Source organism: Shinella oryzae, from assembly GCF_023038235.1.
Classification (GTDB): domain Bacteria; phylum Pseudomonadota; class Alphaproteobacteria; order Rhizobiales; family Rhizobiaceae; genus Shinella; species Shinella sumterensis.
Map to the genome: position 1 here is coordinate 1,165,198 of NZ_CP081987.1, position 25,257 is coordinate 1,190,454.

Below are 25,257 nucleotides of genomic sequence, written 5' to 3' on the forward strand. Positions count from 1 at the left end.
CAACCACCCGATTCGGGCGCGAGCCCCCGAGAACGAAAAAGGCCCGGTCGAAACCGGGCCTTCTGAAATCAAGATTGTCCAGGGGTTCTCAGAAGAACCCGCGGCGCTGCCACCAGCCACCCTTCTTGGGCTTGTCGGCCTCGTTGTCCGAAGGTGTCTCCTTGGCGGTGGACGACTTCACGACGGGCTCCGACGCGATCTTGGTGATATCGCGGTTGGCGCGGGTCGGCTTGGCGGGCGCATCGAGGTCTTCGGAGGCCTCTTCGACTTCCGGCTCCGCAGGTACTTCCGCCTCTTCAGGGACAGCGGCCGGCTGCGATTCGATCTCGCTGCGGGCAACCTCGTCGGTCACGGCCTCCTCCTTGGCCTTGGCGCGGCTGCGGCGTGCCCGCTTGGGCTTGGCCGATGCGTCCTCGGCTGCAACCTCGGCCGGAGTTTCCTCGACGGGGGCGGCGACTTCGGTCACGTCGACTTCGACGGCTACAACCTTTTCGGCCTCGCCTTCGCTGTCATCGCCATCCTCGTCGGAACCATCGGCCGAAGCCTCGACGCTGCCGTCTTCCGGACGGTTGCGACGGCCACCGCGCTTGCCGCGGCGGCGGCGCTTGCGGCGATCCGAACCGTCTTCGGAAGACGGGTCGGCCTTGGTGGCTTCCGCGCCCTCAAGACCTTCGGCGTCACCGTCCGCGTCGTCGTCATCCAGTGCGTCTTCGTCGCCGGCCTGTTCGCCGCCGAAGGAGGCGGTATCGGCACCGTCGCCGTTCTCACGGCCACGGCCGCGACGACGGCGGCGACGCTTGCGCTTGCGGCCGTTTTCATCGGATGCGGAGGACTGGCTCGCCGCGGCGGTTGCGGCCGGGCGTGCCGCTTCTTCCTCTTCCTCGTCGATCTCGTCCTCGATCACGACGTCATCGTCTTCGGGTTCCGGTTCGAAATGCAGGATCTGCTCGATCTTGACCGGGTTCTCGACGGGCTCGCCACGGTCGATCGCGAAATGCTGCGCGCCGACATGGGCATCCGCATCGATGAGGATGGCCACGCCGAAGCGGCCTTCATAGTCGATGATCGTGCCGCGCTTGTGGTTGAGCAGGTAGAGCGCGATATCGGGCGTCGTGCGCACCGTGATGTTGTGCGTGGTGTTCTTGAGGAGATATTCCTCGATGCCACGCAGGACATGCAGCGCCACGGACGATTGCGAGCGGATATGGCCCGTGCCGTTGCAGTGCGGGCACGTCTGCATGGTCGATTCGAGAACCGAGGCGCGGATGCGCTGGCGCGACATTTCGAGCAGGCCGAAATGCGAGATGCGGCCGACCTGGATGCGCGCGCGGTCGTTCTTGAGATGGTCCTTCAGACGCTTCTCGACGGCCCGGTTGTTGCGCTTCTCCTCCATGTCGATGAAGTCGATGACGACGAGGCCGGCAAGGTCGCGCAGGCGCAGCTGGCGCGCCACTTCTTCCGCCGCTTCCAGGTTCGTCTGGAGCGCGGTCTCCTCGATGGAGTGCTCGCGCGTCGAGCGGCCCGAGTTGACGTCGATCGAGACGAGCGCCTCGGTCTGGTTGATGATGATGTAGCCGCCGGACTTCAGCGTCACCTGCGGCTGCAGCATGCGGTCGAGCTGCGCTTCGATGCCCGAGCGCGAGAAGATCGGATGCACATCGCGATAGGGCTGGACGACCTTCGCGTGGCTCGGCATCAGCATCTTCATGAAGGCTTTCGCTTCGCGATAGCCTTCCTCGCCGGCAACGACGATCTCGCTGATGTCCTTGTTGTAGAGGTCGCGGATCGAGCGCTTGATCAGCGAGCCTTCCTCATAGACGAGGCAGGGAGCCGTGGAGGCGAGCGTCAGCGTGCGGACGTTTTCCCACAGGCGCATCAGGTATTCGAAGTCGCGCTTGACCTCGACGCGGGTGCGGTTGGCACCGGCCGTGCGCAGGATGACGCCCATGCCCTGCGGGACCTCGAGGTCGCGGGCGATTTCCTTCAGGCGCTTGCGGTCCTGCAGGTTGGTGATCTTGCGGGAAATGCCGCCGCCGCGCGCCGTGTTCGGCATCAGGACCGAGTAGCGGCCTGCCAGCGACAGGTAAGTGGTGAGAGCAGCACCCTTGTTGCCACGCTCTTCCTTGGCGACCTGCACGAGCAGGATCTGGCGGCGCTTGATGACTTCCTGAATGCGGTACTGCTTGCGCGGCTTGCGGCTCACGCGGTCCGGAACCTCTTCCATGGCGTCTTCGGCGCCGACGGATTCGATGACTTCCTTCTCTTCGCCATTGTGGTCGTCATCATCGTCGTCATCGTCACGATGACGACGGCCGCGCTTGCGCTCGGCGGGCTCGGACACCTCGTCCGTATCGACCGCCATGGCCATGGCGCCGCCGGGCGTCTCGTCGTCGCTGCCTTCGGACGGAGCGGCTTCCTCGGAGGCCGGAGCTTCTTCGGCTTTCGCCTTGGCCTTGCGGGGGCGACGTGCCTTCTTCGGCTTTTCGGCGGGCGCTTCGGGTTCCGCTGCGAGATCGGCGGAGGCTTCGACGACCTCCGGCTCGGCGGCAGGCTCGGCCTGGATTTCCTCGACGGCTTCTACAGCTTCGGCTTCCACGGCCTCGATCGTATCGGCGATCGATTCGTTGTCGCCGCTGCCGGATGTGTGCGGGGCGGTCTCGACCGGCTCGATATCGTCATCGCGGCGATGATCCTCGGCCTCGGCCTTGAGCAGCGCCTGACGGTCGGCCAGCGGAATCTGGTAGTAGTCGGGATGGATTTCGGCGAAGGCCAGGAAGCCGTGGCGGTTGCCGCCGTAATCGACGAAGGCGGCCTGGAGCGAGGGCTCCACGCGCGTCACCTTGGCAAGGTAGATATTGCCGCGGATCTGTTTCTTGTGTTCGGATTCGAAGTCGAACTCTTCTATGCGGTTCCCGCGCACGACGACAACCCGCGTCTCCTCGGAGTGAGACGCGTCGATAAGCATTTTCTCTGCCATTTAAATTGTGCTCCTCGGCGCAGCCGCAATCCTGGCGGCGAGCTTTTCCCTGAGGGGAACGAGCCGGGGGAGGAGAGGGATGCGCCGGATAAGTAAGGTCTCGTCGGGCCCCGGTGAGGGGTAAGCGGACGAAGGGAGGCCGGCACGCGAGCGTCCCGTTGCCTGTTACCCTCTGAATGAATCCGCCGTGACAACATCAACGTCCAACGAGAATGCCAGTGCCATAGACCTGTTCGGTCCGATGAAATGCCCTTGGGTAAGGGCGAGCGGTGGATAACCACCTTGACTGTTCCGGCCACCGCCGGTTTACGCGATCTAATCGGCCGGGAAAAAGGTTTGCGACGGCGGATGAAGGCCCGGTTCGGCGCCAAGTTCCGATGGATTGGCTGCCTGCTCTAAGCGATTCTATCCCGTCTGTTCTTTCTCCCTGATTTTGCTTTTATGGCGGATATGTCACAATGGCAAGGGAAAAGCCCTTGCGTCATAATCTTGATCCAATTGCCGGTCTGTGTGCGCGCTTGCAGCGTGTGCACGGGATCGCAAGATTTGATTAACCATATGATAGCATCTATAGGCCTCGTCCTGCACCGCATCGCGCGGTTTTCACGCGTTTGAACGGACTGCCAGTGGTGATGCTACGCTCCCTGAACCACAGATTTTCCCGGCTTGTCCCGGGCCTGTTTCTCGCCGCGCTGCTGTTTTGCATGCCCGCAGCGGCTGTCGCGGCGTCTGCGGACACGTCGCCGCTGCTCGCCTTCGCCGCCCGCATCGCCGGTGATGACGCGCGCACCCGCCTGATCATCGATTTCGACCGCAAGCCGGATTTCGAGGTGCACTACGTCGCCAATCCCTACCGTATCCTCATCGACCTGCCGCAGACGGATTTCGGCATCAAGGCGGAGGAACTGGAGGCGCGCGGCATCTTCACGGACATCCGCTACGGCGCGATGGCCGCCGGCCGTTCCCGCATCGTGCTGACGGCGACCCGTCCGGTCGGCGTGGCGCTGGCCGAGGTGCAGCAGGAGGAGGGGGCGTCCAGCCACCGCCTGGTCATCGACGCGGCCATCGTCACCGAGACGGTCTTCCAGGCGCAGATGGAAAAGCAGAGCTGGAAGGAAGTGTCCGCGCAGGCCGGCAACGACCTGCCGGTCCAACTGCCCGGCAGCAAGGCCGACGGTCCCTTCGTCATTGCGGTCGACGCAGGCCATGGCGGCATCGACAACGGCGCGCGCGGCGGCGTCACCAAGATGGAGGAAAAGCACGTCACGCTCGCCTTTGCCAAGCAGCTGGCCGAAGCGCTGAACGCGCTGCCGGATACGCGCGCCATCCTGACGCGCGACAAGGATGAATTCCTCTCGCTCTCGCAGCGCGTGCAGCTTGCCCGCAGTGAAGGCGCGAACCTTCTCATCTCCATCCATGCCGATACGCTGCGGCAGAAGGATATCCGCGGCGCGACGGTCTATACGATCTCCGACAAGGCCTCCGACAGCCTTGCCGCAAGCCTGGCCGAGCGTGAAAACCTGTCGGACCAGATCGCCGGCATCGCCTTCGTCGATGAACCGGCCGAGGTCGCAGACATCCTGCTCGACCTGACGCGCCGCGAAACCCAGGCCTTCTCCATCAATCTGGCGCAGAGCGTGGTCGGCAAGTTCAAGGACCAGGTCCTGCTGATCAACAATCCGCACCGGCATGCCGGCTTTCGCGTGCTGACGGCGCCGGACGTGCCGTCCATCCTGCTCGAACTCGGCTTCATGTCGAACAAGGACGACGAGAAGCTTCTGACCGATCCGGAATGGCAAAAGAAGGTCGCCGGCCTCATTGCAGAGGCCGTGAAGGATTACCGCACAACCGTTGCCTCCAACGGCGGTTAAGCCTTTCGTGCGATAGTAGCGGCAAGGCGATGCGCGATATGCTAGTCTGGCCGCTGTGCCGGAAAAGTGACAACGGTCGCCAATGTGCGGTGGCGAAGCGGGCAAGCATACTGTAAAGCCCTATTTTCCTCACATTCCGATCGCTAGACGGGTTCGAGAAAATTGAGGCGTGACTCGTCTTCAGAGTGCCGGCGTGACGCATGTCGTCGCGCTGGTGAAGACCGGTCGGCAGGTCCGCGCGACGAATTATAAAGACATAAGGCATCGGTAACTGGCTCATGATCAGACTGATTGGATATTTCTTCGGGATTGGCGCCGTTTTCTTCCTCGTCGTGGCAGGCGCGGTCGCCCTTTATCTCGGAAGTGTCACCAAGGATCTTCCCGATTATGAGGTCTTGAACAGCTATGCGCCGCCGGTGACGACGCGTGTCCATGCCGGCAACGGCGCGCTGATGGCCGAATATGCCCGCGAACGGCGCCTCTACCTGCCCATCCAGGCCATTCCCGACCGGGTGAAGGCCGCCTTTCTGTCGGCTGAAGACAAGAATTTCTACCAGCATCCCGGCGTCGACGTGACCGGCCTGTTCCGCGCCATCGTCGTCAACCTCCAGAACATGGGCTCCGGCCGCCGCCCCGTTGGTGCGTCGACGATCACCCAGCAGGTCGCCAAGAACTTCCTGCTCTCGTCCGACCAGACGATAGACCGCAAGGTCAAGGAAGCGATCCTGTCCTTCCGCATCGAGCAGGCCTATTCCAAGGACCGCATTCTCGAACTCTATCTCAACGAGATCTTCTTCGGGCTGAATTCCTACGGCATCGCCGGCGCGGCGCTCACCTATTTCGACAAGTCGGTCACGGAGCTGACGATCGCCGAGACGGCCTATCTGGCCGCGCTGCCCAAGGGCCCGTCGAACTACCATCCGTTCCGCCGGACCGAGGCCGCGCTCGAGCGCCGCAACTGGGTCATCGACCGCATGGTGGAGAACGGCTATATCACCCAGAGCGACGGCGCAGACGCCAAGACGCAGCCGCTCGGCGTGACGCCGCGCCATCGCGGCACCTATCTCTTTGCCTCCGACTACTTCTCCGAAGAAGTGCGTCGCCAGATCATCGAGCGTTATGGCGACAACGCGCTGTATGAAGGCGGCCTTTCGGTCCGCACGTCGCTGGATCCGCGTATCCAGGTCGCCGCGCGCAAGGCGCTGCAGCATGGCCTGATCAGCTATGACGAACGTCGCGGTTTCCACGGCCCGATCAAGACCATCCAGATCGGTGGCGACTGGGGTGTGGAACTCGCCAAGATCGATAGTTTCTCCGATGTGCCGGAATGGAAGCTCGCCGTCGTGCTTTCCGCGGATGATAGCGGCGCCGATATCGGGCTTCAGCCGAGCAAGGACGCATCCGGCAAGGTCGTCGAGCAGCGTGTGACCGGCCGTATCGACGCCAAGAGCATGACCTGGGCGTATCGTTCTGCGAAGGGCGATCGCAAGACGGCGAAATCGCCAGCGGGCGTGCTTGAGGTCGGCGATGTCGTCTATGTCGAGCCAATGGAGAGCGGCAGCTACCGCCTGCGCCAGCCGCCCAAGGTTCAGGGCGGCCTCGTTGCCATGGACCCGCATACGGGCCGCGTGCTCGCCATGGTCGGCGGCTTCTCCTACGGCCAGTCGGAATTCAACCGCGCCACGCAGGCAATGCGCCAGCCGGGTTCGTCCTTCAAGCCGTTCGTCTACGCAGCCGCTCTCGACAATGGTTATACGCCGGCGTCGGTGATTATGGACGCACCGTTCGAAATGGTTGCTGGCGGCCAGGTGTGGCGCCCCCAGAACTACGGCGGCGGCTCGGCCGGCCCGTCGACGCTGCGTCTCGGCATCGAGCGCTCGCGTAACCTCATGACCGTGCGCCTTGCCAATGACATGGGCATGAACCTCGTAGCCGAATATGCCGAGCGCTTCGGCATCTATGACAAGATGCTGCCGGTTCTGGCCATGTCGCTCGGCTCCGGCGAGACGACCGTCATGCGCATGGTCTCGGCCTATGCGGTGCTGGCGAATGGCGGCAAGCAGATCAAGCCGTCGCTGATCGACCGTATTCAGGACCGTTACGGCAAGACGATCTTCCGGCATGAAGAGCGCACCTGCGAGAACTGCAATGCCAATGACTGGGAAAACCAGGCCGAACCCGAACTCGTCGACAATCGCGAGCAGGTTCTCGACCCCATGACCGCCTACCAGATCACCTCGATGATGGAAGGCGTCATCACGCGCGGCACCGCGGCCGGCAAGATCAAGCTCGACCGTCCGGTCGCCGGCAAGACCGGCACCACGAACGACGAGAAGGATGCCTGGTTCGTCGGCTATACGCCGGATCTCGTGGCCGGCCTCTATATCGGTTTCGACAGCCCGGCGCCGATGGGCCGTGGCGCCACTGGCGGCTCGCTGTCGTCGCCGATCTTCAACGAGTTCATGCAGGCGGCACTTGAGGGCACGCGTCCCACCAAGTTCATCGTTCCCGAGGGCATGCAGTTCATCGCCGTCAACCGCAAGACGGGCATGCAGGCCTATGAAGGCGAGCCTGATACCATCATGGAAGCCTTCAAGCCCGGCACGGGCCCGGCCGATGTCTTCTCGGTCATCGGTGGCGATGAGTACGCGACGCCGGAGGAAATCCTGAAGAGCTCGCCGCAGGCGAACCAGGCGGTGACGGGCGGCAGCGGCGGCCTGTTCTGATCCATATCGCATCCCTTGAGGGCGGGCGCGGGGGTTTACATCCGCGCCCGCCCTCTCTATTTCGGGGCCACCGAAACACGAGCATTGAAGAAACGGACATGCGCGCGGAAATCGAGAATATCGTCGACGAAATCAAGCAGGCCATAAGCCTGCTGAGGAGGCATCTTTGACTGGGATCAGGCGGTAAGACGACTGGACTGGTTGAACAATAAAGCAGAGGATCCCAACCTCTGGAACGATGCCCAGGAAGCCCAGAAGCTGATGCGCGAACGCCAGCAGCTGGATGAAAGCATCAATGCCGTGAAGGCCATCGAGCAGCAGCTTCGTGACAATATCGAGCTAATCGAACTCGGCGAGGAAGAGGGCGATGCATCCATCGTCAGCGAAGCCGAGGAGGCGTTGAAAGCCGTCAAGGTCGAGGCCGCGCGCAAGCAGGTCGAGGCCATGCTTTCGGGTGAGGCCGACAGCAACGACACCTATCTCGAAGTGCATTCGGGCGCCGGTGGCACGGAAAGCCAGGACTGGGCGAACATGCTCCTGCGCATGTATACGCGCTGGGCGGAACGGTCGGGCTACAAGGTGGAGCTTCTGGAAATCCACGACGGCGAAGAGGCCGGCATCAAGTCCGCCACGCTGCTCGTCAAGGGCCACAATGCCTATGGCTGGCTGAAGACGGAATCGGGCGTGCATCGCCTCGTGCGCATCTCGCCCTATGACAGCAATGCGCGCCGCCATACCTCGTTCTCCTCGATCTGGGTCTATCCGGTCGTGGACGACTCGATTAACATCGAGGTCAACGAAAGCGACTGCCGGATCGACACCTACCGTTCGTCCGGCGCCGGCGGCCAGCACGTCAACACGACCGACTCGGCCGTGCGCATCACGCACATTCCGACCGGCATCGTGGTGGCCTGCCAGCAGGAGCGTTCGCAGCACAAGAACCGCGCCAAGGCGTGGGACATGCTGCGTGCACGCCTGTACGAAGCCGAGCTGAAGAAGCGCGAAGACGCCGCCAATGCCGAGGCCGCTTCCAAGACGGATATTGGCTGGGGTCACCAGATCCGCTCCTACGTCCTCCAGCCCTACCAGCTGGTGAAGGACTTGAGGACGGGCGTCGAAAGCACGGCACCGTCGGATGTGCTCGACGGCGAACTCAACGAGTTCATGGAAGCCGCGCTCGCGCACCGCGTGAACGGCGGCAGCGATGCCGTGGTCGATGACCTGAACTGATACCTGATAGGCTGTTGATGGATTGCAGACGGGCGCTTCGGCGCCCGTTTCAGTTTGTGGCGCGCTCCACCTTGATCTCACCGAGATCGTCGATCAGCACCGTCCAGCTCTCGGGTTCGGTCGCCTTGGGATCGGTCTTCAGGTAGACCGTCGCGAAGAAACCCGGCTGCGAAGTGATGCCGGACGAATTTTCCGGGCGGATATCCGTCACATAGGGCTTCATCGCGGAAAACTCCTCCAGCGCGGTGGAGGAGGCGATTTTCGGCCCTTCCGCGGTGGCCTCGATCTGCTGGAGATGCACTTCGGCCGTTCCATCCGGCTGGCGCACGGCGATCAGCTTGTAGTAACCGCGCCGCGCCTCCGATCCCGTCTCCTCCGCAGGCTCTTCCCAGAAGCCGGTGCTGACGACGAAGGTGACGGTTTCCGCAACGGGCGGCGCGTCGCCGGCGGCCTGGGCCGGTGCGCAGGCAAGGGCGAGCAGGGCGATGGCGGCGGCTGGCGCGAACCGTTTGATCGGCGCATTCATGGCGAACTCCTTCCCGGCAGTGTCGTGCGATCAGTAATCGAACTGTTCGGCGAGAATCCGGTCGGACCAGGAATGATCCGGATCGGAGAGGATTCGCGCCGCCAGCCCGACCGATTCGGCGATGCGCACCGATGTTACCGATTTGACCTCGGTATTGTCGGCGACTGCGTTAACCGGGCGCTTTTCGGCCTCCAGTACCTCGATCTCGACCGTCACCTTGTTGGGAAGCAGTGCACCGCGCCAGCGGCGCGGCCGGAAGGCGCTGACCGGCGTCAGCGCCAGCAGCGGCGCTTCCAGCGGCAGGATCGGCCCGTGGGCGGAGAGATTGTAGGCCGTCGAGCCGGCGGGCGTTGCCAGGAGCAGGCCGTCGCAAATCAGCTCCTCCAGCCGCACACGGCCGTCCACGCTGACGCGCAGCTTTGCCGCCTGGTAGGACTGGCGAAACAGATAGACTTCGTTGATGGCCAGCGCCCGCCGCTCGAGGCCGCTGGCGTCGCTCGTAACCATCTCCAGCGGACGGAACGCGTTCTCCACCGCCCGCTCGACACGGGCCGGGAGATCCTTTGCATCATAGCGGTTCATCAGGAAGCCGACGGAGCCGCGGTTCATGCCGTAGACGCATTTGCCCGTGTTCATCGTTGTATGCAGCGTCTGGAGCATGAAGCCGTCACCGCCGAGCGCGACGATCACGTCGGCCTCTTCCGGATCGGTATTGCCATAGGCGGCAATCAGTTCCGCACGCGCTTCCTGCGCTTCGGCTGCCTGCGACGCAACGAAGGAGAAGGTGTTGAACTGGCGCGCCATGTGTCCGTCCGTCTCCTCTCGGTACCGTGCCGGCCGAATCCCTTCGCCCGACGTCAAGCATGCTATCGACAGGGCGTTGCCGTCATCGGCGAAAACGGCGCGCCCTCCAGGAAGTCGCCCGCACCAACAGGCCGGGCGGTCTTTGTTGCACGCCTTTACGCGATATGCATCTGAAAAATATGACAGACCGGGTGGGTTGCCGATCGGCGGCAGGGCGGTCTCAGGGCGTCAGACCTTCCGGCCAGACGTGCGGTCTTCCAGGTTCTTGAGCGCAGACTGCCCTGCGGCCGCCGCCTGCAACGCATTGGTGAAGGGACCCGTCACGGGATAGGTCACGCCGCGAAAGGTGAGGGCGAAGAAATATTGGCCCTTGCGGTCCTTCTCGACCGTGACCTTCGAAACCGGTTCCTTGTCTGCCACGTCCGTTCCTCCAGGCAAGTGCAGGTCGCGATGCCCGATCGCGTCGCTCCGTGGAACGCCCTATAGGACAGTCGGCCTTCCTCGGCAATGCACGCTGTCGGCATCCCGCGTCCGGCGACGTACCCCGCACGCGGGTGTTCACTGCAGCGGCAGTTCGAGTTGCGTCTTGTGCTTGAGCACATAGAGCGGTTTTGCGGCGGCCGCGGCCTTGCGCTGGAGTTCCATGCGGTTCTGGACCTGTCGCTCCCGAAGCGACCGGCATGCCTCGATGATGGCCACCGCGCGATCAAGGGTATCGTTCTGCATATCGCATCTCCGTTTGTTCTCTATATGTTCTATTTTAGAACGAAAATCAAGATCGCGCCGAAAGGCCGGTATTCGCGGCGTCAGGGGCCGAAGTGAATGGATACGGCTGGCTGCCGATAAACACGTCTTCGCTGTCGATCGCCGTGCGTCAGGAACCTCCGCAGGCCAAGGCCGTTTCCTTCCTCAACAAAGGAGGCCGTCATGACCCATGCAGCGGATATAGCGAAGGAATACCAAAGACTGGGCGGCAAGCGCCTGGCCAAGCTCGACGACAACCTGGTTTCGACCCGCCAATGGGACGACGAACCCGCCGAAGCCGCAGCCTTCTGGAAAGAGAATGTGGAAGTTCTGAGCGACAAGGAACAGGCGGAAGTCGTCACCAACCTGAAAACGATCACGACCGAACGATAAGCGAAGCGCCACCGGTCGTGCGCCTTCAGCGCCTGATTCGAACAGGCGTGGTGCGTTCCACGTAAGCCGGCGTCAGGCTCCCGCGCATGCGCATCCAAAGATTTGGGAAGAATGGTGCCCCCACCAGGACTCGAACCCGGGACCCCCTGATTACAAATCAGGTGCTCTACCAACTGAGCTATAAGGGCACTGCGTGGAGGGAGTTAGCATATTCTCCGCCGCTGTAAAGCAAAAACGGGCGGCTCAGATCGACCATGTGCCGTGCGAGCGCTCACCGGGGGTAATTTCCTGGCAGCGCTCAAGCGATCGCGGCAGGTTTTCCGCCAGGTGGTCGATGAGCGCACGCACCGCAGGGAGCATGCCGTGCCGGGATGTGAAGACGGCATGGACGGCCGCTTCCGCGCTCGACCAGTCCGGCAGGACATGCGTGAGGACACCAGCGCGGAAGCCGCGTTCGGCAATTATGTCCGGCAGCAGCCCGAGGCCGATTCCCTCCAGCGTCGCCCGTTCCAGCACCGCAAAATCGGAACAGGACAGCACCGGTGAATGCGCGATGTCGCGCACATCCCCGCTGGCGTTATGAAGGGTCCAGATGGCGCGCGGCGTGTTCTCCTGCATGGACAGGGTAGGCACGCGGCTGATCGTATCGAAATCGATATGGCCGTAGCGTTCCAGAAAGGCGGGGCTTGCCGCCAGGTGACGCCGCGTGCTGGCGAAGCGGCGTACGACCAGCGACTGGTCGGTGTCATAGGTATCGCGGACGCGCAACGCGATATCGATCCGCTCCTCGATCAGGTCGACCGGCCGCCCCGTGGTGATGATCGACAGCCGCACGAGCGGGTAGCGCTTCATGAAGCCGGGAAGCACCGCGGCGATCATCGGCGCGAAGCCCGGAGGCATGGACATGCGCACCGTGCCCGCCGGCTCGGCCTTCGCGACCGCCACGACCGCCTCCGCAGCCTCGACGCCCGACAGAACCGCCTCGCAGCGGTCGTAGAAGGATTTTCCGATGTCGGTGACGCTCAGCTTGCGCGTGGACCGTTCGATCAGCCGCACGCCCAGCTGCTCTTCAAGTGCTGCGATGCGCTTGCTGATCTTCGATTTCGGGACCCCCAGCGCATTGGCTGCGGCGGTAAATCCCTTGTGCCGCACCACGGCGGCGTAGAGGGCGAGGTCGTTGAGGTCCTGCATGGCACGCGTCTCCGGGATCATCCTGGATTTATTGTTTCCTTGAGGAAACAGTCAATTGGATTTTTGCTGTCTAATCATCGCATTGTTTTCAGAACATATGTTTGGCAGCCAATTCAACCAAGGTGCTGACCCATGAACATCCTTCATATCGATTCCGGCATTCTCGGAGAGCACTCCGTTTCGCCTCGCCTGACCGCCGCTGTCGTCGCGCAGATCAAGGCCGAACACCCCGCCGCCTCCGTGACCTATCGCGACCTCGTGTCCAACCCGCTGCCGCACCTGTCGGGTGCGCATCTCATGGCTGCCAATGCCAATCCCGCCGACGTTGACGCGCAGATTGCCGCCGATGTTGCCGAAAGTGCTGTTGTGCTCGATGAATTCCTTGCGGCCGACACGGTCGTGCTTGGCGTGCCCATGTACAATTTCTCCCTGCCGAGCCAGCTGAAGGCCTGGATCGACCGCATCGCCGTTGCAGGCAAGACGTTCCGCTACACCGCCGAAGGCCCTGAAGGCCTCGCCACCGGCAAGAAAGTCATCATCGTGTCCACCCGTGGCGGCCATTACAGCACCGGCCCCGCCGCCGCCATGGACCACCAGGAAAGCTACCTGCGCACCGTCTTCGGTTTCCTTGGTGTGACCGATATCGAAATCGTTCGTGCCGAAGGCCTGAACCTCAGTGCCGATTCGAAGATCGAGGCGATCTCGGAAGCCGAACGCAGCATTTCCGCCCGCGGCGGCTTCAAGGCTGCAAGCTGATCCTGCCGTCCTTCATGCAAAAGCCCGCCGGTGAAAACCGGCGGGCTTTTCTGTATTCCGGGATGTGTCGTCAGCCGAACAGATGGCGGTGCGTGGCATAAAGGGCGATGGCCGCCGCGTTCGAGACATTGAGCGACTTGATCGCGCCGGGCATGTCGAGACGGGCGAGCGCCTTGCAGGTGGCGCGCGTCTTCTGGCGCAGGCCCTTGCCCTCGGAACCCATGACGAGCGCGACGCGCTGGCCCGACAGCGTGCCCTCGAGCGGTGCCGGTCCCTCCGAATCGAGGCCGATCGTCAGGAAGCCGAGCCTGTGCAGCTCTTCCAGCGCATCCGAGAGGTTGGTGATCTGGATATAGGGGATGAGCTCCAGCGCGCCGGACGCGGTTTTGGCGAGCACGCCCGATTCGGTAGGCGAATGGCGCTGCGTGGTGATGACGGCGCCGGCGTTGAAGGCAACGGCCGAGCGCATGATGGCGCCGACATTGTGGGGATCGGTCACCTGGTCGAGCACGAGCAGCAGCGGGCTGTCCTTCAGCGCCTCCAGCCGGCGCACCGGCAGGGGGCGGGTCTCCAGCATCACGCCCTGATGTATGGCTTCCGGACCGAGCACTTTGTCGAGATCGGACGGCAGGACGGTCTCGACCGGGTAGGGCAGGGTCGAGATGTCGGGCAGCTCCAGGCGCTGGGCCGCGTTCTGGCTGACCGAAAGCCTGATGATCTGCCGCTCGGGATTGTCGAGGGCGGCGCGCACCGTGTGCAGGCCGTAGAGATAGACCTGGTCGGGCGCGAGGGCCGGCGCCTTCCAGCCTTCCGCCTGCTTGCGGCGGCGGTCGTCCTTCGGTGTCGGGATCTCGCCGCGCTCGCGCCGCTGGTCGCGATGCGCCCGGCGCAGCTTGGCATAATGGGTGTCTTTTGCGGACTTGCCGCCGGTATCGTCTTTGCTCATGGGGGCCTTATAAAGCATGTCCCGGCAAAGTGTGCAGGGGTTTTGCGGCAAGGGCGCGGGAAAAATCGGGCGGCGGCGACAGGCCCGTCCACAGGCTTGCGGCACGAAGCGGAGATGCTGGCATTTTTCGCAATTTTTTCCGTGGCGTCGTGTTGACAGGATGAACTGTGCCCGTCATATACGCCGCCAGATCGAAGGCGCCGCTGCGAAGCGCCAGCCGAGATCGATACCGGTCGCTTGATCCCGACAGAATATGGAGGGATGCCCGAGTGGTTAAAGGGGACGGACTGTAAATCCGTTGGCTCAGCCTACGTTGGTTCAAATCCAACTCCCTCCACCATTCTGTCAGACGGATCAAGACCCCCGCGGGTATAGCTCAATGGTAGAGCAGCAGCCTTCCAAGCTGAATACGCGGGTTCGATTCCCGCTACCCGCTCCAATCGTCGAGTTGAAACGAAGAATCAAGCAGCCGCTGTAAAGCCCTGCCTTGAAAAAGCGATTCCTCATCACGATATTTCGGAAATCCGGCACAGCCCGGCCCCCTCCCGGTCCCTTTTCCCGTGCATTTAAGGCTTGCGCATTCGTTGTGAAACCCTTAAACGCCTGCCAAACCGGACGGGCCGGTTAGCCCAACTTTCGTTCAGTAGGAAATAAGAGATGGCAAAGAGCAAGTTTGAGCGCAACAAGCCTCACGTAAACATCGGCACGATCGGGCACGTTGACCACGGCAAGACGTCGACGACGGCAGCGATCACGAAGTACTTCGGCGAGTTCAAGGCGTACGACCAGATCGACGCTGCTCCGGAAGAAAAGGCGCGCGGCATTACCATCTCGACGGCGCACGTCGAATACGAGACGGCGAACCGTCACTACGCGCACGTCGACTGCCCCGGCCACGCCGACTACGTCAAGAACATGATCACCGGTGCTGCCCAGATGGACGGCGCGATCCTGGTTGTTTCGGCAGCCGACGGCCCGATGCCGCAGACGCGCGAGCACATCCTGCTGGCCCGTCAGGTCGGCGTTCCCGCGATCGTCGTGTTCCTCAACAAGGTCGACCAGGTTGACGACGCCGAGCTTCTCGAACTCGTCGAGCTGGAAGTGCGCGAACTTCTGTCGTCCTACGAATTCCCGGGCGACGACATTCCGATCGTCAAGGGTTCGGCTCTGGCGGCTCTGGAAGATTCGAACAAGGAAATCGGCGAAGACGCGATCCGCGCCCTGATGGCCGCTGTCGACGACTATATCCCGACGCCCGAGCGTCCGATCGACCAGCCCTTCCTGATGCCGATCGAAGACGTGTTCTCGATCTCGGGCCGTGGTACGGTCGTGACCGGCCGCGTCGAGCGTGGCATCGTCAAGGTCGGTGAGGAAATCGAGATCGTCGGCATCCGTCCGACGACGAAGACGACCTGCACGGGCGTTGAAATGTTCCGCAAGCTGCTCGACCAGGGCCAGGCCGGCGACAACATCGGTGCGCTGCTGCGCGGTGTGAACCGTGACGGCGTCGAGCGTGGCCAGATCCTGTGCAAGCCGGGTTCGGTCAAGCCGCACAAGAAGTTCAAGGCCGAAGCCTACATCCTGACGAAGGAAGAAGGCGGCCGTCATACGCCGTTCTTCACGAACTACCGTCCGCAGTTCTACTTCCGCACGACGGACGTGACGGGCATCGTTTCGCTGCCGGAAGGCACGGAAATGGTCATGCCGGGCGACAACGTCACCGTTGACGTCGAGCTGATCGTTCCGATCGCGATGGAAGAAAAGCTGCGCTTCGCCATCCGCGAAGGCGGCCGTACCGTCGGCGCCGGCATCGTCGCCTCCATCGTCGAGTAATCCTTCCGGATCACGATAGATCTAGAAGACCCCGCTGGTCGCCAGCGGGGTCTTTTTCGTTCAGGCTATTCTCGCCCGATATTTTAGACCTTGCCGATAACTCGCCAGTTCTGGGGATGGAGGCATCCGACGTCGATGTGTAGGGTCATGGCGTCGCTTCGTGCGACCGGCCCTGGCATGCGCCAAGGCCCGGCGCCTTTGGACCGCGGTCCTCTGTTTTGCAAAAGGCGCCCGTGCGCGTGGCGGGCATGAGGCCCTGCCGCGCGCAACAACGCTCACACGAGACGGACCCGTTTCCCATGACGCCTTTCTTTCGTGCGGCGCGCGCAGCGCTCGTCCTTTCGATGGCATTTGTGATTCTTCCGGCTGGGGTTGCCCGAGCGGAGGGCTCCCTCCTGATCTGGTCGCCGAGCAAGATCTCCGGCAATGCCTATCGCCTCCGCATGGGCGCCAGGACGCCGCCGGGCAGCGATGCGCGCGCCGGGGTCGATTTCTCCGTCACGACCTCCTCGACGGGCACCGTCCGACGCACCCGCGACAATGCGCGGCTCTGGGCGGAAATGCAGGGCAGGGGCGCATCGGGTGCGGAGGGCAACGTGGCAGCCGGGTATAACCCTGCGACGGGGCGTGCGACGGCAAGCGCGGGCGTTTCGCACCGCTGGATGGCCACGCCCTCCGTCGACATTCTCATCAACCCTTCCGTCTGGGCCGATTCGGATATGCGGCACGGTCATACGGGATCCGTACGCGTGACGCAGAAAGCGCAGCTTCAGTCCGTCATGACGGGCACGTCCCTGATCGCTTCGGGGACGGCCGTCTCCGGTCAGCCGCATGTGAAGACGGAGCTCCGCGTCGAGCAGAACGTCATGCGCGGTCTCAACGTCGCCGCGACCGTGCAAAGGCAGGATGCCGACGTGGTCGGCGCCATCTGCGCGCGGTTCCGCATGGACTGGTGATCCATCGGGGGAAGGGGTGTCGGCTTGCTAAGCTGTGAAAAAAACACGTCTTCGCCCTTGCCAAGTCCGGCTGCGCGCCGTAAAGACGCCATGCCTTGCCGGCGAGCGGTGTTTCACCCGGATGCGGCAGGTGTAAAGGGGTATAGCTCAGTTGGTAGAGCGGCGGTCTCCAAAACCGCAGGTCGGGGGTTCGAGCCCCTCTGCCCCTGCCATTTTCGCCTGATGGCGCGGACCACCAGCAGCGACGGCGGAACATGGCACCGGCGGCGAGAGCCGTCTAAATTCGTGAAAAGTCCGGTTACCTCTTGTGAAAAAGGGAATCGGGCTTTATGTAGGGCAAAACAGACACGCGGTGCGTGGGGCTGATAATTCAGCTTTACGCGCCGTAATGGCGTGGATATTCAATGGCATCGAAAACGAATCCGATTGCGTTTCTGCAGCAGGTACGCTCCGAAACGGCAAAAGTGACTTGGCCCTCGCGGCGCGAGACGATGATCTCGACCGCAATGGTGTTCGTGATGGTCTTCCTTGCCGCGGTGTTCTTCTTCGCTGCGGACCAGTTGCTGGCCTGGCTGATCGCGCTCGTCCTGAACGCTGGCGTCTGATTGGTTGGAGATGAACATGGCTTCGCGTTGGTACATCGTCCACGCCTATTCGAACTTTGAGAAGAAGGTCGCCGAGGACATCGAGAACAAGGCCCGCCAGAAGGGTCTTGACCATCTCTTTGAAAAGATCCTCGTCCCGACCGAAAAGGTTGTCGAGGTGCGTCGCGGCCGCAAGGTCGATTCCGAACGCAAGTTCTTCCCCGGCTACGTGCTGGTGCGGGCGAACCTGACGGACGAGGCGTATCACCTCATCAAGAACACGCCGAAGGTCACGGGTTTCCTCGGTTCCGACAACAAGCCGGTTCCGATTCCCGACAGCGAGGCGGAGCGCATCCTGTCGCAGGTGCAGGACGGTGTCGATCGTCCGAAGCCCTCGGTTTCGTTCGAGATCGGCGAGCAGGTCCGCGTTTCCGACGGTCCCTTCGCGTCGTTCAACGGCACGGTGCAGGATGTCGACGAGGAGCGTTCGCGCCTCAAGGTGGAGGTGTCGATCTTCGGTCGCGCCACCCCGGTCGAGCTGGAATACGCCCAGGTCGAGAAAATCTGATTTCGGTGGCTCCCGGTTTTGCGACCGCGGGGCCGTCCATCTGAAATCCGGTCCTGCTTGCAGGATCGGCGGTGGAAGTTTCCGCCAATCGCGTGGAAGGGAAGGCGGCCTGTAGCCGGGCGCTGAAAACCGCACCACGCAACCGCAGCCGCCGATCCCCGGATCGGCATCAAGGGCCGGGCAACCGGCCGCATTCTGAAAGGCAGAGAAAATGGCTAAGAAAGTTGCAGGCCAGCTCAAGCTTCAGGTCAAGGCAGGATCGGCAAACCCGTCCCCGCCGATCGGCCCGGCGCTTGGTCAGCGTGGCATTAACATCATGGAATTCTGCAAGTCGTTCAACGCAGCGACGCAGGAAATGGAAAAGGGTATGCCGATCCCGGTCGTCATCACCTATTACCAGGACAAGTCCTTCACGTTCGTGATGAAGCAGCCGCCGGTGACCTACTTCCTCAAGAAGGAAGCCAAGATCACGTCCGGCTCGAAGACCCCGGGCAAGGGCGCCACGGTCGGCAAGCTCACCAAGGCTCAGATCAAGTCGATCGCCGAAGCCAAGATGAAGGATCTCAACGCCGCCGACATCGAAGGCGCGATGGCAATGGTCGAGGGCTCTGCCCGCGCCATGGGCCTGGAAGTGGTAGGTTAAGACCATGGCCAAGATTGCAAAGCGTATCCAGAAGATCCGTGAAGGCATCGACCCCACCAAGCTGGTCGCCCTTTCGGATGCCATCGCTCTCGTCAAGGAGCGTGCCGTCGCCAAGTTCGACGAAACCGTCGAAATCGCCATGAACCTCGGCGTCGACCCGCGTCACGCAGACCAGATGGTCCGCGGCGTGGTCAACCTGCCGAACGGCACGGGCCGTGACGTTCGCGTCGCCGTCTTCGCCCGTGGCGCCAAGGCTGACGAAGCCAAGGCTGCCGGTGCTGACATCGTCGGCGCCGAAGACCTGCTCGAAATCGTCCAGGGCGGCAAGATCGATTTCGATCGCTGCATCGCGACCCCGGACATGATGCCGCTTGTCGGCCGTCTCGGTAAGGTTCTCGGCCCCCGCGGCATGATGCCGAACCCGAAGGTCGGCACCGTCACCATGGACGTTGCAGGCGCCGTCAAGGCATCCAAGGGCGGTGCTGTCGAGTTCCGCGTCGAGAAGGCTGGTATCATCCACGCCGGCATCGGCAAGGCTTCCTTCGACGCTAAGGCTCTGGAAGAAAACATCAAGGCGTTCGCCGACGCCGTCGTCAAGGCGAAGCCGGCCGGCGCGAAGGGCAACTACGTCAAGCGCGTTGCCATCTCGTCGACCATGGGCCCGGGCGTCAAGATCGACCCGGCGACCGTCGCCTGATAGACAAGGGTCCGGCTCCGGCCGGACCCAACAGAATTCCCGGCCTTGTCTGGCCGGGGATTTCCGGGGCCAAACCCCGGAACTCCTGTCCGAGATTGCAGGTGGTTTAACCTTAATCACTTTGCCTGCATGAGACGGGGTGAGACCTGGATTTCATCTCAGCGTCGGATGACGCCGGAATTCGGTTCGAACCTACCTTACCTTGTGCCGCGGCCCGAAAGGGCCGAGCGCGGGGGGACAGGATCCTCGAGCGTCGCTCGGGGTCCATTTCAAAGTGGACCTCTGGCGGCAAAGGTAAACCCGGCAGGTCCCGTGAGAACTCACGGTCCTGTCAACTGGAGATAGGCACAGTGGAAAGAGCGGAAAAACGCGAATTCGTCACGGAGCTGAACGAAGTCTTCAAGGCTTCCGGTTCGGTTGTCGTGGCCCGCTACGCCGGTATCACCGTCGCGCAGATGAACGATCTTCGTACGAAGATGCGTGCTGCCGGCGGCACCGTCAAGGTCGCGAAGAACCGCCTGGCCAAAATTGCCCTTCAGGGTACGGAGTCGGAAGGGATGTCTGATCTCTTCCAGGGTCAGACGCTCATTGCTTACGCAAATGATCCGATGATTGCTCCCAAGGTAGCCATGGATTTCGCCAAGACCAACGACAAGCTCGTTGTTCTCGGTGGCGCCATGGGTGCGACCACACTCGACGCCGAAGCAGTCAAGTCGCTCGCGACGCTGCCTTCGCTCGACGAGCTCCGCGCAAAGCTCCTGGGCCTGCTTGCAGCCCCGGCAACGCGCGTCGCCACGGTCGTTGCAGCACCGGCAAGCCAGCTTGCCCGCGTGTTCGCAGCCTACGCCAAGAAGGACGAAGCCGCTTGAGGCGGTTTTTCGCTGTAAATCAAACTAACCAGTTCGAACCGAATATAAGGAACTACTACAATGGCTGATCTCGCAAAGATCGTTGAAGACCTGTCTGCTCTGACTGTTCTGGAAGCTGCTGAGCTTTCCAAGCTGCTCGAAGAGAAGTGGGGCGTTTCTGCAGCTGCTCCGGTCGCTGTTGCCGCTGCTGGCGGTGGCGCTGCTCCGGCTGCTGCTGAAGAAGAAAAGACCGAGTTCGACGTTATCCTCGTTGACGCTGGCGCCAACAAGATCAACGTCATCAAGGAAGTCCGCGGCATCACCGGCCTCGGCCTCAAGGAAGCCAAGGACCTGGTCGAAGGCGCTCCGAAGCCGGTCAAGGAAGCCGTCTCCAAGGCTGAAGCCGCTGACCTCAAGAAGAAGCTTGAGGACGCCGGCGCCAAGGTCGACGTCAAGTAATACCGGAATGCGATGGGAGAGGGTTTCGACCCTCTCCCATTGATGATTCCTCCGGACTGATTACCCAAAAGCCGCAAAAACGGCTTTTGGGTAATGGGTTCTTCAAGAGGATGGTCTTTCCCCGCAAGTCAGGGCAATCCGGCCCGGTGCGCGGCAGGCGAGACGAGTTTGAACCAACCCATGATAGACGGGATCGACTGGCCAGCGAACCCCGTCCGTTGCAGGCCCGGATGCTTAATTTGAAGGAGCGACGATGGCTCAGACCCTTTCGTTTAACGGTCGTAGGCGCGTACGCAAGTTTTTTGGAAAAATCCCCGAAGTCGCAGAAATGCCGAACCTCATCGAGGTTCAGAAGGCATCCTACGACCAGTTTCTGATGGTTGAAGAGCCCGCCGGCGGTCGTCCGGACGAGGGCCTTCAGTCGGTTTTCAAGTCGGTCTTCCCGATCACCGATTTCTCCGGCGCTTCCATGCTCGAATTCGTCTCCTACGAATTCGAACAGCCGAAGTTCGACGTCGAGGAATGCCGCCAGCGTGATCTGACCTATGCAGCGCCGCTCAAGGTGACGCTGCGCCTGATCGTGTTCGATATCGACGAGGATACCGGCGCGAAGTCCATCAAGGACATCAAGGAACAGAACGTCTACATGGGCGACATGCCGCTCATGACCGACAACGGCACGTTCATCGTCAACGGCACCGAGCGCGTCATCGTCTCCCAGATGCACCGTTCGCCGGGCGTGTTCTTCGATCACGACAAGGGCAAGAGCCATTCTTCCGGCAAGCTGCTCTTCGCAGCCCGCGTCATCCCGTATCGCGGTTCCTGGCTCGACATTGAGTTCGATGCCAAGGACATCGTGCATGCGCGCATCGACCGCCGCCGCAAGATCCCCGTCACCTCGCTCCTCATGGCGCTGGGCATGGACGGCGAAGATATCCTGTCGACCTTCTACACGAAGTCGCTCTACCAGCGCGACGGCGAAGGCTGGCGCATTCCGTTCAATCCCGACGTGCTGAAGGGCCAGAAGGCCGTCGCGGACATGATCGATGCCGATACCGGCGAAGTGGTTGTCGAAGTCGGCAAGAAGCTCACGCCGCGCCTGCTCCGCCAGCTCTCCGAAAAGGGCCTCAAGGCTCTCAAGGCGACCGACGAGGATCTCTACGGCAACTACCTCGCCGAAGACATCGTCAACTACGAGACGGGTGAAATCTATCTCGAAGCCGGCGACGAAATCGACGAGAAGACCCTGCCGGTCATCCTGTCGGCCGGTTTCGACGAGATCCCGGTTCTCGACATCGACCATATCAATGTCGGTGCCTATATCCGCTCGACGCTCGCAGCCGACAAGAACGAGAACCGTCAGGACGCTCTGTTCGACATCTACCGCGTCATGCGTCCGGGCGAGCCGCCGACCATGGATTCGGCCGAAGCCATGTTCAACACGCTGTTCTTCGATGCGGAGCGTTACGATCTCTCCGCCGTCGGCCGCGTGAAGATGAACATGCGCCTTGACCTCGACGTGGCCGACACGGTCCGTACGCTGCGCAAGGAAGACATCCTGGCTGTGGTCAAGATGCTCGTCGAACTGCGCGACGGCAAGGGTGAGATCGACGACATCGATAACCTCGGCAACCGCCGTGTGCGTTCGGTCGGCGAACTCATGGAGAACCAGTACCGTCTCGGCCTGCTGCGCATGGAGCGTGCGATCAAGGAACGCATGTCCTCGATCGAGATCGACACGGTCATGCCGCAGGACCTGATCAACGCGAAGCCGGCGGCTGCCGCCGTTCGCGAGTTCTTCGGTTCCTCGCAGCTGTCGCAGTTCATGGACCAGGTGAACCCGCTGTCGGAAATCACCCACAAGCGCCGTCTTTCGGCTCTTGGCCCGGGTGGTCTGACCCGCGAGCGCGCCGGCTTCGAAGTCCGCGACGTTCACCCGACCCACTATGGCCGTATCTGCCCGATCGAGACGCCGGAAGGCCCGAACATCGGTCTGATCAACTCGCTCGCCACCTTCGCCCGCGTCAACAAGTACGGCTTCATCGAAAGCCCGTACCGCAAGATCGTGGACGGCAAGGTGACGACGGACGTGGTCTACCTCTCCGCCATGGAAGAGGCCAAGTACCACGTTGCTCAGGCTAACTCCGTGCTGGAAGCCGACAACTCCTTCGCTGAAGAGTTCGTCGTCTGCCGTCACGCCGGGGAAGTCATGCTCGCCCCGCGCGACCAGATCAACCTAATGGACGTTTCGCCGAAGCAGCTCGTTTCGGTCGCGGCGGCGCTCATCCCGTTCCTCGAGAACGACGACGCCAACCGCGCGCTCATGGGTTCGAACATGCAGCGTCAGGCCGTTCCGCTCCTGCGGGCGGAAGCGCCGTTCGTCGGCACCGGCATGGAGCCGATCGTGGCCCGTGACTCGGGTGCTGCCATCGCGGCCCGCCGCGGCGGTGTCGTCGACCAGGTCGACGCGACCCGTATCGTTATCCGCGCCACCGAAGACCTCGATCCGTCGAAGTCGGGCGTCGATATCTATCGTCTGCAGAAGTTCCAGCGCTCCAACCAGAACACCTGCGTCAACCAGCGCCCGCTGGTCACCGTCGGCGACGTTCTCAACAAGGGCGACATCATCGCGGACGGCCCGTCGACCGACCTCGGTGACCTGGCACTCGGCCGCAACGCGCTCGTCGCGTTCATGCCGTGGAACGGCTACAACTACGAAGACTCGATCCTGATGTCCGAACGCATCGTCTCCGACGACGTGTTCACCTCGATCCACATCGAGGAATTCGAAGTCATGGCCCGCGATACGAAGCTCGGCCCGGAAGAAATCACGCGCGACATTCCGAATGTTTCGGAAGAAGCGCTGAAGAACCTCGACGAAGCCGGTATCGTCTATATCGGTGCAGAGGTTCAGCCAGGCGACATCCTGGTCGGCAAGATCACCCCGAAGGGCGAAAGCCCGATGACGCCGGAAGAAAAGCTCCTGCGCGCCATCTTCGGTGAAAAGGCCTCCGACGTTCGCGACACCTCCATGCGCATGCCGCCCGGCACCTTCGGTACCGTCGTCGAAGTTCGCGTCTTCAACCGCCACGGCGTGGAGAAGGACGAACGCGCGATGGCGATCGAGCGTGAAGAGATCGAGCGTCTGGCCAAGGACCGTGACGACGAGCAGGCGATCCTCGACCGTAACGTCTACGGCCGTCTGATCGACATGCTGCGCGGCCACGTCGCCGTTGCCGGCCCGAAGTCCTTCAAGAAGGGCACCGAGCTGTCGAACGCCGTCATCTCCGAATATCCCCGCTCGCAGTGGTGGATGTTCGCCGTCGAGGACGAGAAGGTCCAGGGCGAGATCGAAGCGCTTCGTGGCCAGTACGACGAATCCAAGTCGCGCCTTGAACAGCGCTTCATGGACAAGGTCGAGAAGGTCCAGCGCGGCGACGAAATGCCTCCGGGCGTCATGAAGATGGTCAAGGTCTTCGTCGCTGTGAAGCGCAAGATCCAGCCGGGCGACAAGATGGCCGGCCGTCACGGCAACAAGGGTGTGGTTTCGCGCATCCTGCCGATCGAGGACATGCCGTTCCTCGAAGACGGCACGCATGTCGACATCTGCTTGAACCCGCTGGGCGTGCCTTCGCGCATGAACGTCGGCCAGATCCTCGAAACCCACCTTGCCTGGGCTTGCGCCGGCATGGGCAAGAAGATCGGCGACCTGCTCGACGAGTATCGCAAGACGATGGACATCTCGGACCTGAAGCGCGAGCTGACGGAAGTCTACGAGAGCGAAGCCAAGGACGAAGTCGCCCATTTCGACGACGACGCCCTGGTCAAGCTTGCCGAGCAGTCCCGCAAGGGTGTCTCGATCGCAACGCCGGTCTTCGACGGTGCGCATGAACCCGACGTCGCCAGCATGCTGGAGCGTGCAGGCCTCAACTCCTCCGGTCAGTCGGTTCTCTACGACGGCCGTACGGGTGAAGCCTTCGACCGCAAGGTCACCGTCGGCTACATGTACATGATCAAGCTGAACCACCTCGTGGACGACAAGATCCACGCCCGTTCGATCGGTCCGTACTCGCTCGTTACCCAGCAGCCGCTGGGCGGCAAGGCGCAGTTCGGCGGCCAGCGCTTCGGGGAAATGGAGGTCTGGGCGCTCGAAGCTTACGGCGCCGCCTACACGCTGCAGGAAATGCTGACCGTGAAGTCGGACGACGTCGCGGGCCGCACCAAGGTGTACGAAGCGATCGTTCGCGGCGACGACACGTTCGAGGCGGGCATTCCCGAGAGCTTCAACGTTCTCGTCAAGGAAATGCGCTCGCTCGGTCTGTCGGTCGAACTCGAGAACTCCAAGGTCGATCCGAACGCGGAAGCCGGCCAGCTTCCCGACGCGGCAGAGTGATCTGATCGGGTGCGCGCCACGAGGCGCGCACCGTTTCCGCCTCCCGCCCGTTCGGCAGGGGGCGGCTCATCCGTTTAAGGCAGCGTTGCGGCACCCGGGTATCGCCGCAATT

The 25,257-nt window shown here is 62.4% G+C and carries 21 protein-coding genes and 4 tRNA genes; 17 read left to right on the forward strand and 8 right to left on the reverse strand.

The annotated features are described in order from the left end of the window. Positions 1–88 precede the first annotated feature (88 nt). The gene (locus K6301_RS05780; RefSeq protein ID WP_247219874.1) at positions 89–2,977 is read right to left on the reverse strand and encodes an Rne/Rng family ribonuclease; all 2,889 of its coding nucleotides are present in this window, start codon (positions 2,975–2,977) and stop codon (positions 89–91) included. A 632-nt stretch (positions 2,978–3,609) separates the two neighbouring features. Here K6301_RS05780 and K6301_RS05785 point away from each other — a divergent pair. From K6301_RS05785 to prfB, 3 genes are all read left to right on the forward strand, one after another. Then, on the forward strand, positions 3,610–4,848 hold the full coding sequence (locus K6301_RS05785; RefSeq protein WP_425475374.1) for an N-acetylmuramoyl-L-alanine amidase: 1,239 nt from the start codon (positions 3,610–3,612) through the stop codon (positions 4,846–4,848). A gap of 278 nt (positions 4,849–5,126) precedes the next feature. Continuing rightward, a complete protein-coding gene (locus tag K6301_RS05790; protein WP_247219878.1) occupies positions 5,127–7,574 on the forward strand; it encodes a penicillin-binding protein 1A in 2,448 nt (815 codons plus the stop codon). 98 nt (positions 7,575–7,672) lie between these two features. Continuing rightward, positions 7,673–8,804, forward strand: a protein-coding gene (gene prfB / locus K6301_RS05795) for a peptide chain release factor 2 (protein WP_247219879.1) whose coding sequence is annotated in 2 segments (ribosomal slippage) — positions 7,673–7,741 and positions 7,743–8,804 — 1,131 coding nt in all. Because the reading frame shifts where the segments join, the coding sequence is not laid out codon by codon here. A 49-nt stretch (positions 8,805–8,853) separates the two neighbouring features. On the opposite strand, the gene K6301_RS05800 is transcribed toward prfB, so the two are convergent. The 4 genes from K6301_RS05800 to K6301_RS05815 form a co-directional block, all read right to left on the reverse strand. Continuing rightward, positions 8,854–9,330, reverse strand: coding sequence for a hypothetical protein (locus tag K6301_RS05800; RefSeq protein ID WP_247219881.1), 477 nt, complete (start codon positions 9,328–9,330; stop codon positions 8,854–8,856). 30 nt (positions 9,331–9,360) lie between these two features. After that, complete coding sequence (locus K6301_RS05805; RefSeq protein WP_134650677.1) at positions 9,361–10,134, reverse strand: NAD kinase; 774 nt, start codon at positions 10,132–10,134, stop codon at positions 9,361–9,363. Between the two features lie 228 nt (positions 10,135–10,362). Beyond that, positions 10,363–10,554 (reverse strand): hypothetical protein, encoded by a 192-nt coding sequence (locus tag K6301_RS05810; RefSeq protein WP_247219883.1) that lies wholly within the window; start codon positions 10,552–10,554, stop codon positions 10,363–10,365. 138 nt (positions 10,555–10,692) lie between these two features. Continuing rightward, positions 10,693–10,860, reverse strand: coding sequence for a hypothetical protein (locus K6301_RS05815; RefSeq protein ID WP_160871425.1), 168 nt, complete (start codon positions 10,858–10,860; stop codon positions 10,693–10,695). A gap of 201 nt (positions 10,861–11,061) precedes the next feature. Between K6301_RS05815 and K6301_RS05820 the strand changes: the two genes are divergently transcribed. Then, on the forward strand, positions 11,062–11,271 hold the full coding sequence (locus K6301_RS05820) for a hypothetical protein (RefSeq protein WP_160871426.1): 210 nt from the start codon (positions 11,062–11,064) through the stop codon (positions 11,269–11,271). Between the two features lie 112 nt (positions 11,272–11,383). Here the strand turns inward: K6301_RS05820 and K6301_RS05825 are convergent. Further along, a tRNA-Thr gene (locus K6301_RS05825) sits at positions 11,384–11,459 on the reverse strand. Between the two features lie 55 nt (positions 11,460–11,514). Further along, entirely contained in the window at positions 11,515–12,462 is a 948-nt protein-coding gene (locus tag K6301_RS05830) for a LysR family transcriptional regulator (RefSeq protein ID WP_247219885.1), read from the reverse strand. 132 nt (positions 12,463–12,594) lie between these two features. On the opposite strand from K6301_RS05830, the gene K6301_RS05835 reads away from it, so the two are divergent. Then, positions 12,595–13,218 (forward strand): FMN-dependent NADH-azoreductase, encoded by a 624-nt coding sequence (locus tag K6301_RS05835; RefSeq protein ID WP_247219886.1) that lies wholly within the window; start codon positions 12,595–12,597, stop codon positions 13,216–13,218. A gap of 70 nt (positions 13,219–13,288) precedes the next feature. Here the strand turns inward: K6301_RS05835 and rlmB are convergent, their stop codons facing one another. Then, positions 13,289–14,164, reverse strand: coding sequence for a 23S rRNA (guanosine(2251)-2'-O)-methyltransferase RlmB (rlmB, locus tag K6301_RS05840; protein WP_247219887.1), 876 nt, complete (start codon positions 14,162–14,164; stop codon positions 13,289–13,291). Positions 14,165–14,419: 255 nt separating this feature from the next. On the opposite strand from rlmB, the gene K6301_RS05845 reads away from it, so the two are divergent. From K6301_RS05845 to rpoB, 12 genes are all read left to right on the forward strand, one after another. Further along, positions 14,420–14,504: transfer RNA gene (locus K6301_RS05845), tRNA-Tyr, on the forward strand. A gap of 25 nt (positions 14,505–14,529) precedes the next feature. After that, a tRNA-Gly gene (locus K6301_RS05850) sits at positions 14,530–14,603 on the forward strand. Positions 14,604–14,821: 218 nt separating this feature from the next. Further along, a complete protein-coding gene (gene tuf, locus K6301_RS05855; RefSeq protein ID WP_134711005.1) occupies positions 14,822–15,997 on the forward strand; it encodes an elongation factor Tu in 1,176 nt (391 codons plus the stop codon). A 299-nt stretch (positions 15,998–16,296) separates the two neighbouring features. Further along, on the forward strand, positions 16,297–16,953 hold the full coding sequence (locus K6301_RS05860; RefSeq protein ID WP_247219888.1) for a hypothetical protein: 657 nt from the start codon (positions 16,297–16,299) through the stop codon (positions 16,951–16,953). 136 nt (positions 16,954–17,089) lie between these two features. Next, a tRNA-Trp gene (locus tag K6301_RS05865) sits at positions 17,090–17,165 on the forward strand. A 192-nt stretch (positions 17,166–17,357) separates the two neighbouring features. Further along, a complete protein-coding gene (gene secE, locus K6301_RS05870; protein ID WP_134652675.1) occupies positions 17,358–17,558 on the forward strand; it encodes a preprotein translocase subunit SecE in 201 nt (66 codons plus the stop codon). Between the two features lie 16 nt (positions 17,559–17,574). Further along, positions 17,575–18,105 (forward strand): transcription termination/antitermination protein NusG, encoded by a 531-nt coding sequence (gene nusG, locus K6301_RS05875; protein ID WP_064329841.1) that lies wholly within the window; start codon positions 17,575–17,577, stop codon positions 18,103–18,105. Between the two features lie 211 nt (positions 18,106–18,316). Then, entirely contained in the window at positions 18,317–18,748 is a 432-nt protein-coding gene (gene rplK / locus K6301_RS05880) for a 50S ribosomal protein L11 (protein WP_023517311.1), read from the forward strand. Between the two features lie 4 nt (positions 18,749–18,752). After that, positions 18,753–19,445 carry a 50S ribosomal protein L1 gene (gene rplA, locus K6301_RS05885; protein WP_134652677.1) on the forward strand — a complete coding sequence of 231 codons (693 nt, stop codon included), beginning with the start codon at positions 18,753–18,755 and terminating at the stop codon, positions 19,443–19,445. Positions 19,446–19,795: 350 nt separating this feature from the next. Then, on the forward strand, positions 19,796–20,314 hold the full coding sequence (gene rplJ / locus K6301_RS05890; protein WP_160859783.1) for a 50S ribosomal protein L10: 519 nt from the start codon (positions 19,796–19,798) through the stop codon (positions 20,312–20,314). Positions 20,315–20,374: 60 nt separating this feature from the next. Next, positions 20,375–20,752, forward strand: a complete 378-nt coding sequence (gene rplL / locus K6301_RS05895; RefSeq protein WP_134652681.1) for a 50S ribosomal protein L7/L12 — start codon at positions 20,375–20,377, stop codon at positions 20,750–20,752. A 253-nt stretch (positions 20,753–21,005) separates the two neighbouring features. Continuing rightward, entirely contained in the window at positions 21,006–25,145 is a 4,140-nt protein-coding gene (rpoB, locus tag K6301_RS05900; protein ID WP_247219889.1) for a DNA-directed RNA polymerase subunit beta, read from the forward strand. The last annotated feature ends 112 nt before the right edge of the window (positions 25,146–25,257 follow it).

Coding starts and splice junctions, on each gene's coding strand:
- K6301_RS05780 (WP_247219874.1), bottom strand. CDS start 2,977: ATGGCAGAGAAAATGCTTATCGACGCGTCTCACTCCGAGGAGACGCGG.
- K6301_RS05785 (WP_425475374.1), top strand. CDS start 3,610: ATGCTACGCTCCCTGAACCACAGATTTTCCCGGCTTGTCCCGGGCCTG.
- K6301_RS05790 (WP_247219878.1), top strand. CDS start 5,127: ATGATCAGACTGATTGGATATTTCTTCGGGATTGGCGCCGTTTTCTTC.
- K6301_RS05800 (WP_247219881.1), bottom strand. CDS start 9,330: ATGAATGCGCCGATCAAACGGTTCGCGCCAGCCGCCGCCATCGCCCTG.
- K6301_RS05805 (WP_134650677.1), bottom strand. CDS start 10,134: ATGGCGCGCCAGTTCAACACCTTCTCCTTCGTTGCGTCGCAGGCAGCC.
- K6301_RS05815 (WP_160871425.1), bottom strand. CDS start 10,860: ATGCAGAACGATACCCTTGATCGCGCGGTGGCCATCATCGAGGCATGC.
- K6301_RS05820 (WP_160871426.1), top strand. CDS start 11,062: ATGACCCATGCAGCGGATATAGCGAAGGAATACCAAAGACTGGGCGGC.
- K6301_RS05830 (WP_247219885.1), bottom strand. CDS start 12,462: ATGCAGGACCTCAACGACCTCGCCCTCTACGCCGCCGTGGTGCGGCAC.
- K6301_RS05835 (WP_247219886.1), top strand. CDS start 12,595: ATGAACATCCTTCATATCGATTCCGGCATTCTCGGAGAGCACTCCGTT.
- rlmB (WP_247219887.1), bottom strand. CDS start 14,164: ATGAGCAAAGACGATACCGGCGGCAAGTCCGCAAAAGACACCCATTAT.
- tuf (WP_134711005.1), top strand. CDS start 14,822: ATGGCAAAGAGCAAGTTTGAGCGCAACAAGCCTCACGTAAACATCGGC.
- K6301_RS05860 (WP_247219888.1), top strand. CDS start 16,297: ATGACGCCTTTCTTTCGTGCGGCGCGCGCAGCGCTCGTCCTTTCGATG.
- secE (WP_134652675.1), top strand. CDS start 17,358: ATGGCATCGAAAACGAATCCGATTGCGTTTCTGCAGCAGGTACGCTCC.
- nusG (WP_064329841.1), top strand. CDS start 17,575: ATGGCTTCGCGTTGGTACATCGTCCACGCCTATTCGAACTTTGAGAAG.
- rplK (WP_023517311.1), top strand. CDS start 18,317: ATGGCTAAGAAAGTTGCAGGCCAGCTCAAGCTTCAGGTCAAGGCAGGA.
- rplA (WP_134652677.1), top strand. CDS start 18,753: ATGGCCAAGATTGCAAAGCGTATCCAGAAGATCCGTGAAGGCATCGAC.
- rplL (WP_134652681.1), top strand. CDS start 20,375: ATGGCTGATCTCGCAAAGATCGTTGAAGACCTGTCTGCTCTGACTGTT.
- rpoB (WP_247219889.1), top strand. CDS start 21,006: ATGGCTCAGACCCTTTCGTTTAACGGTCGTAGGCGCGTACGCAAGTTT.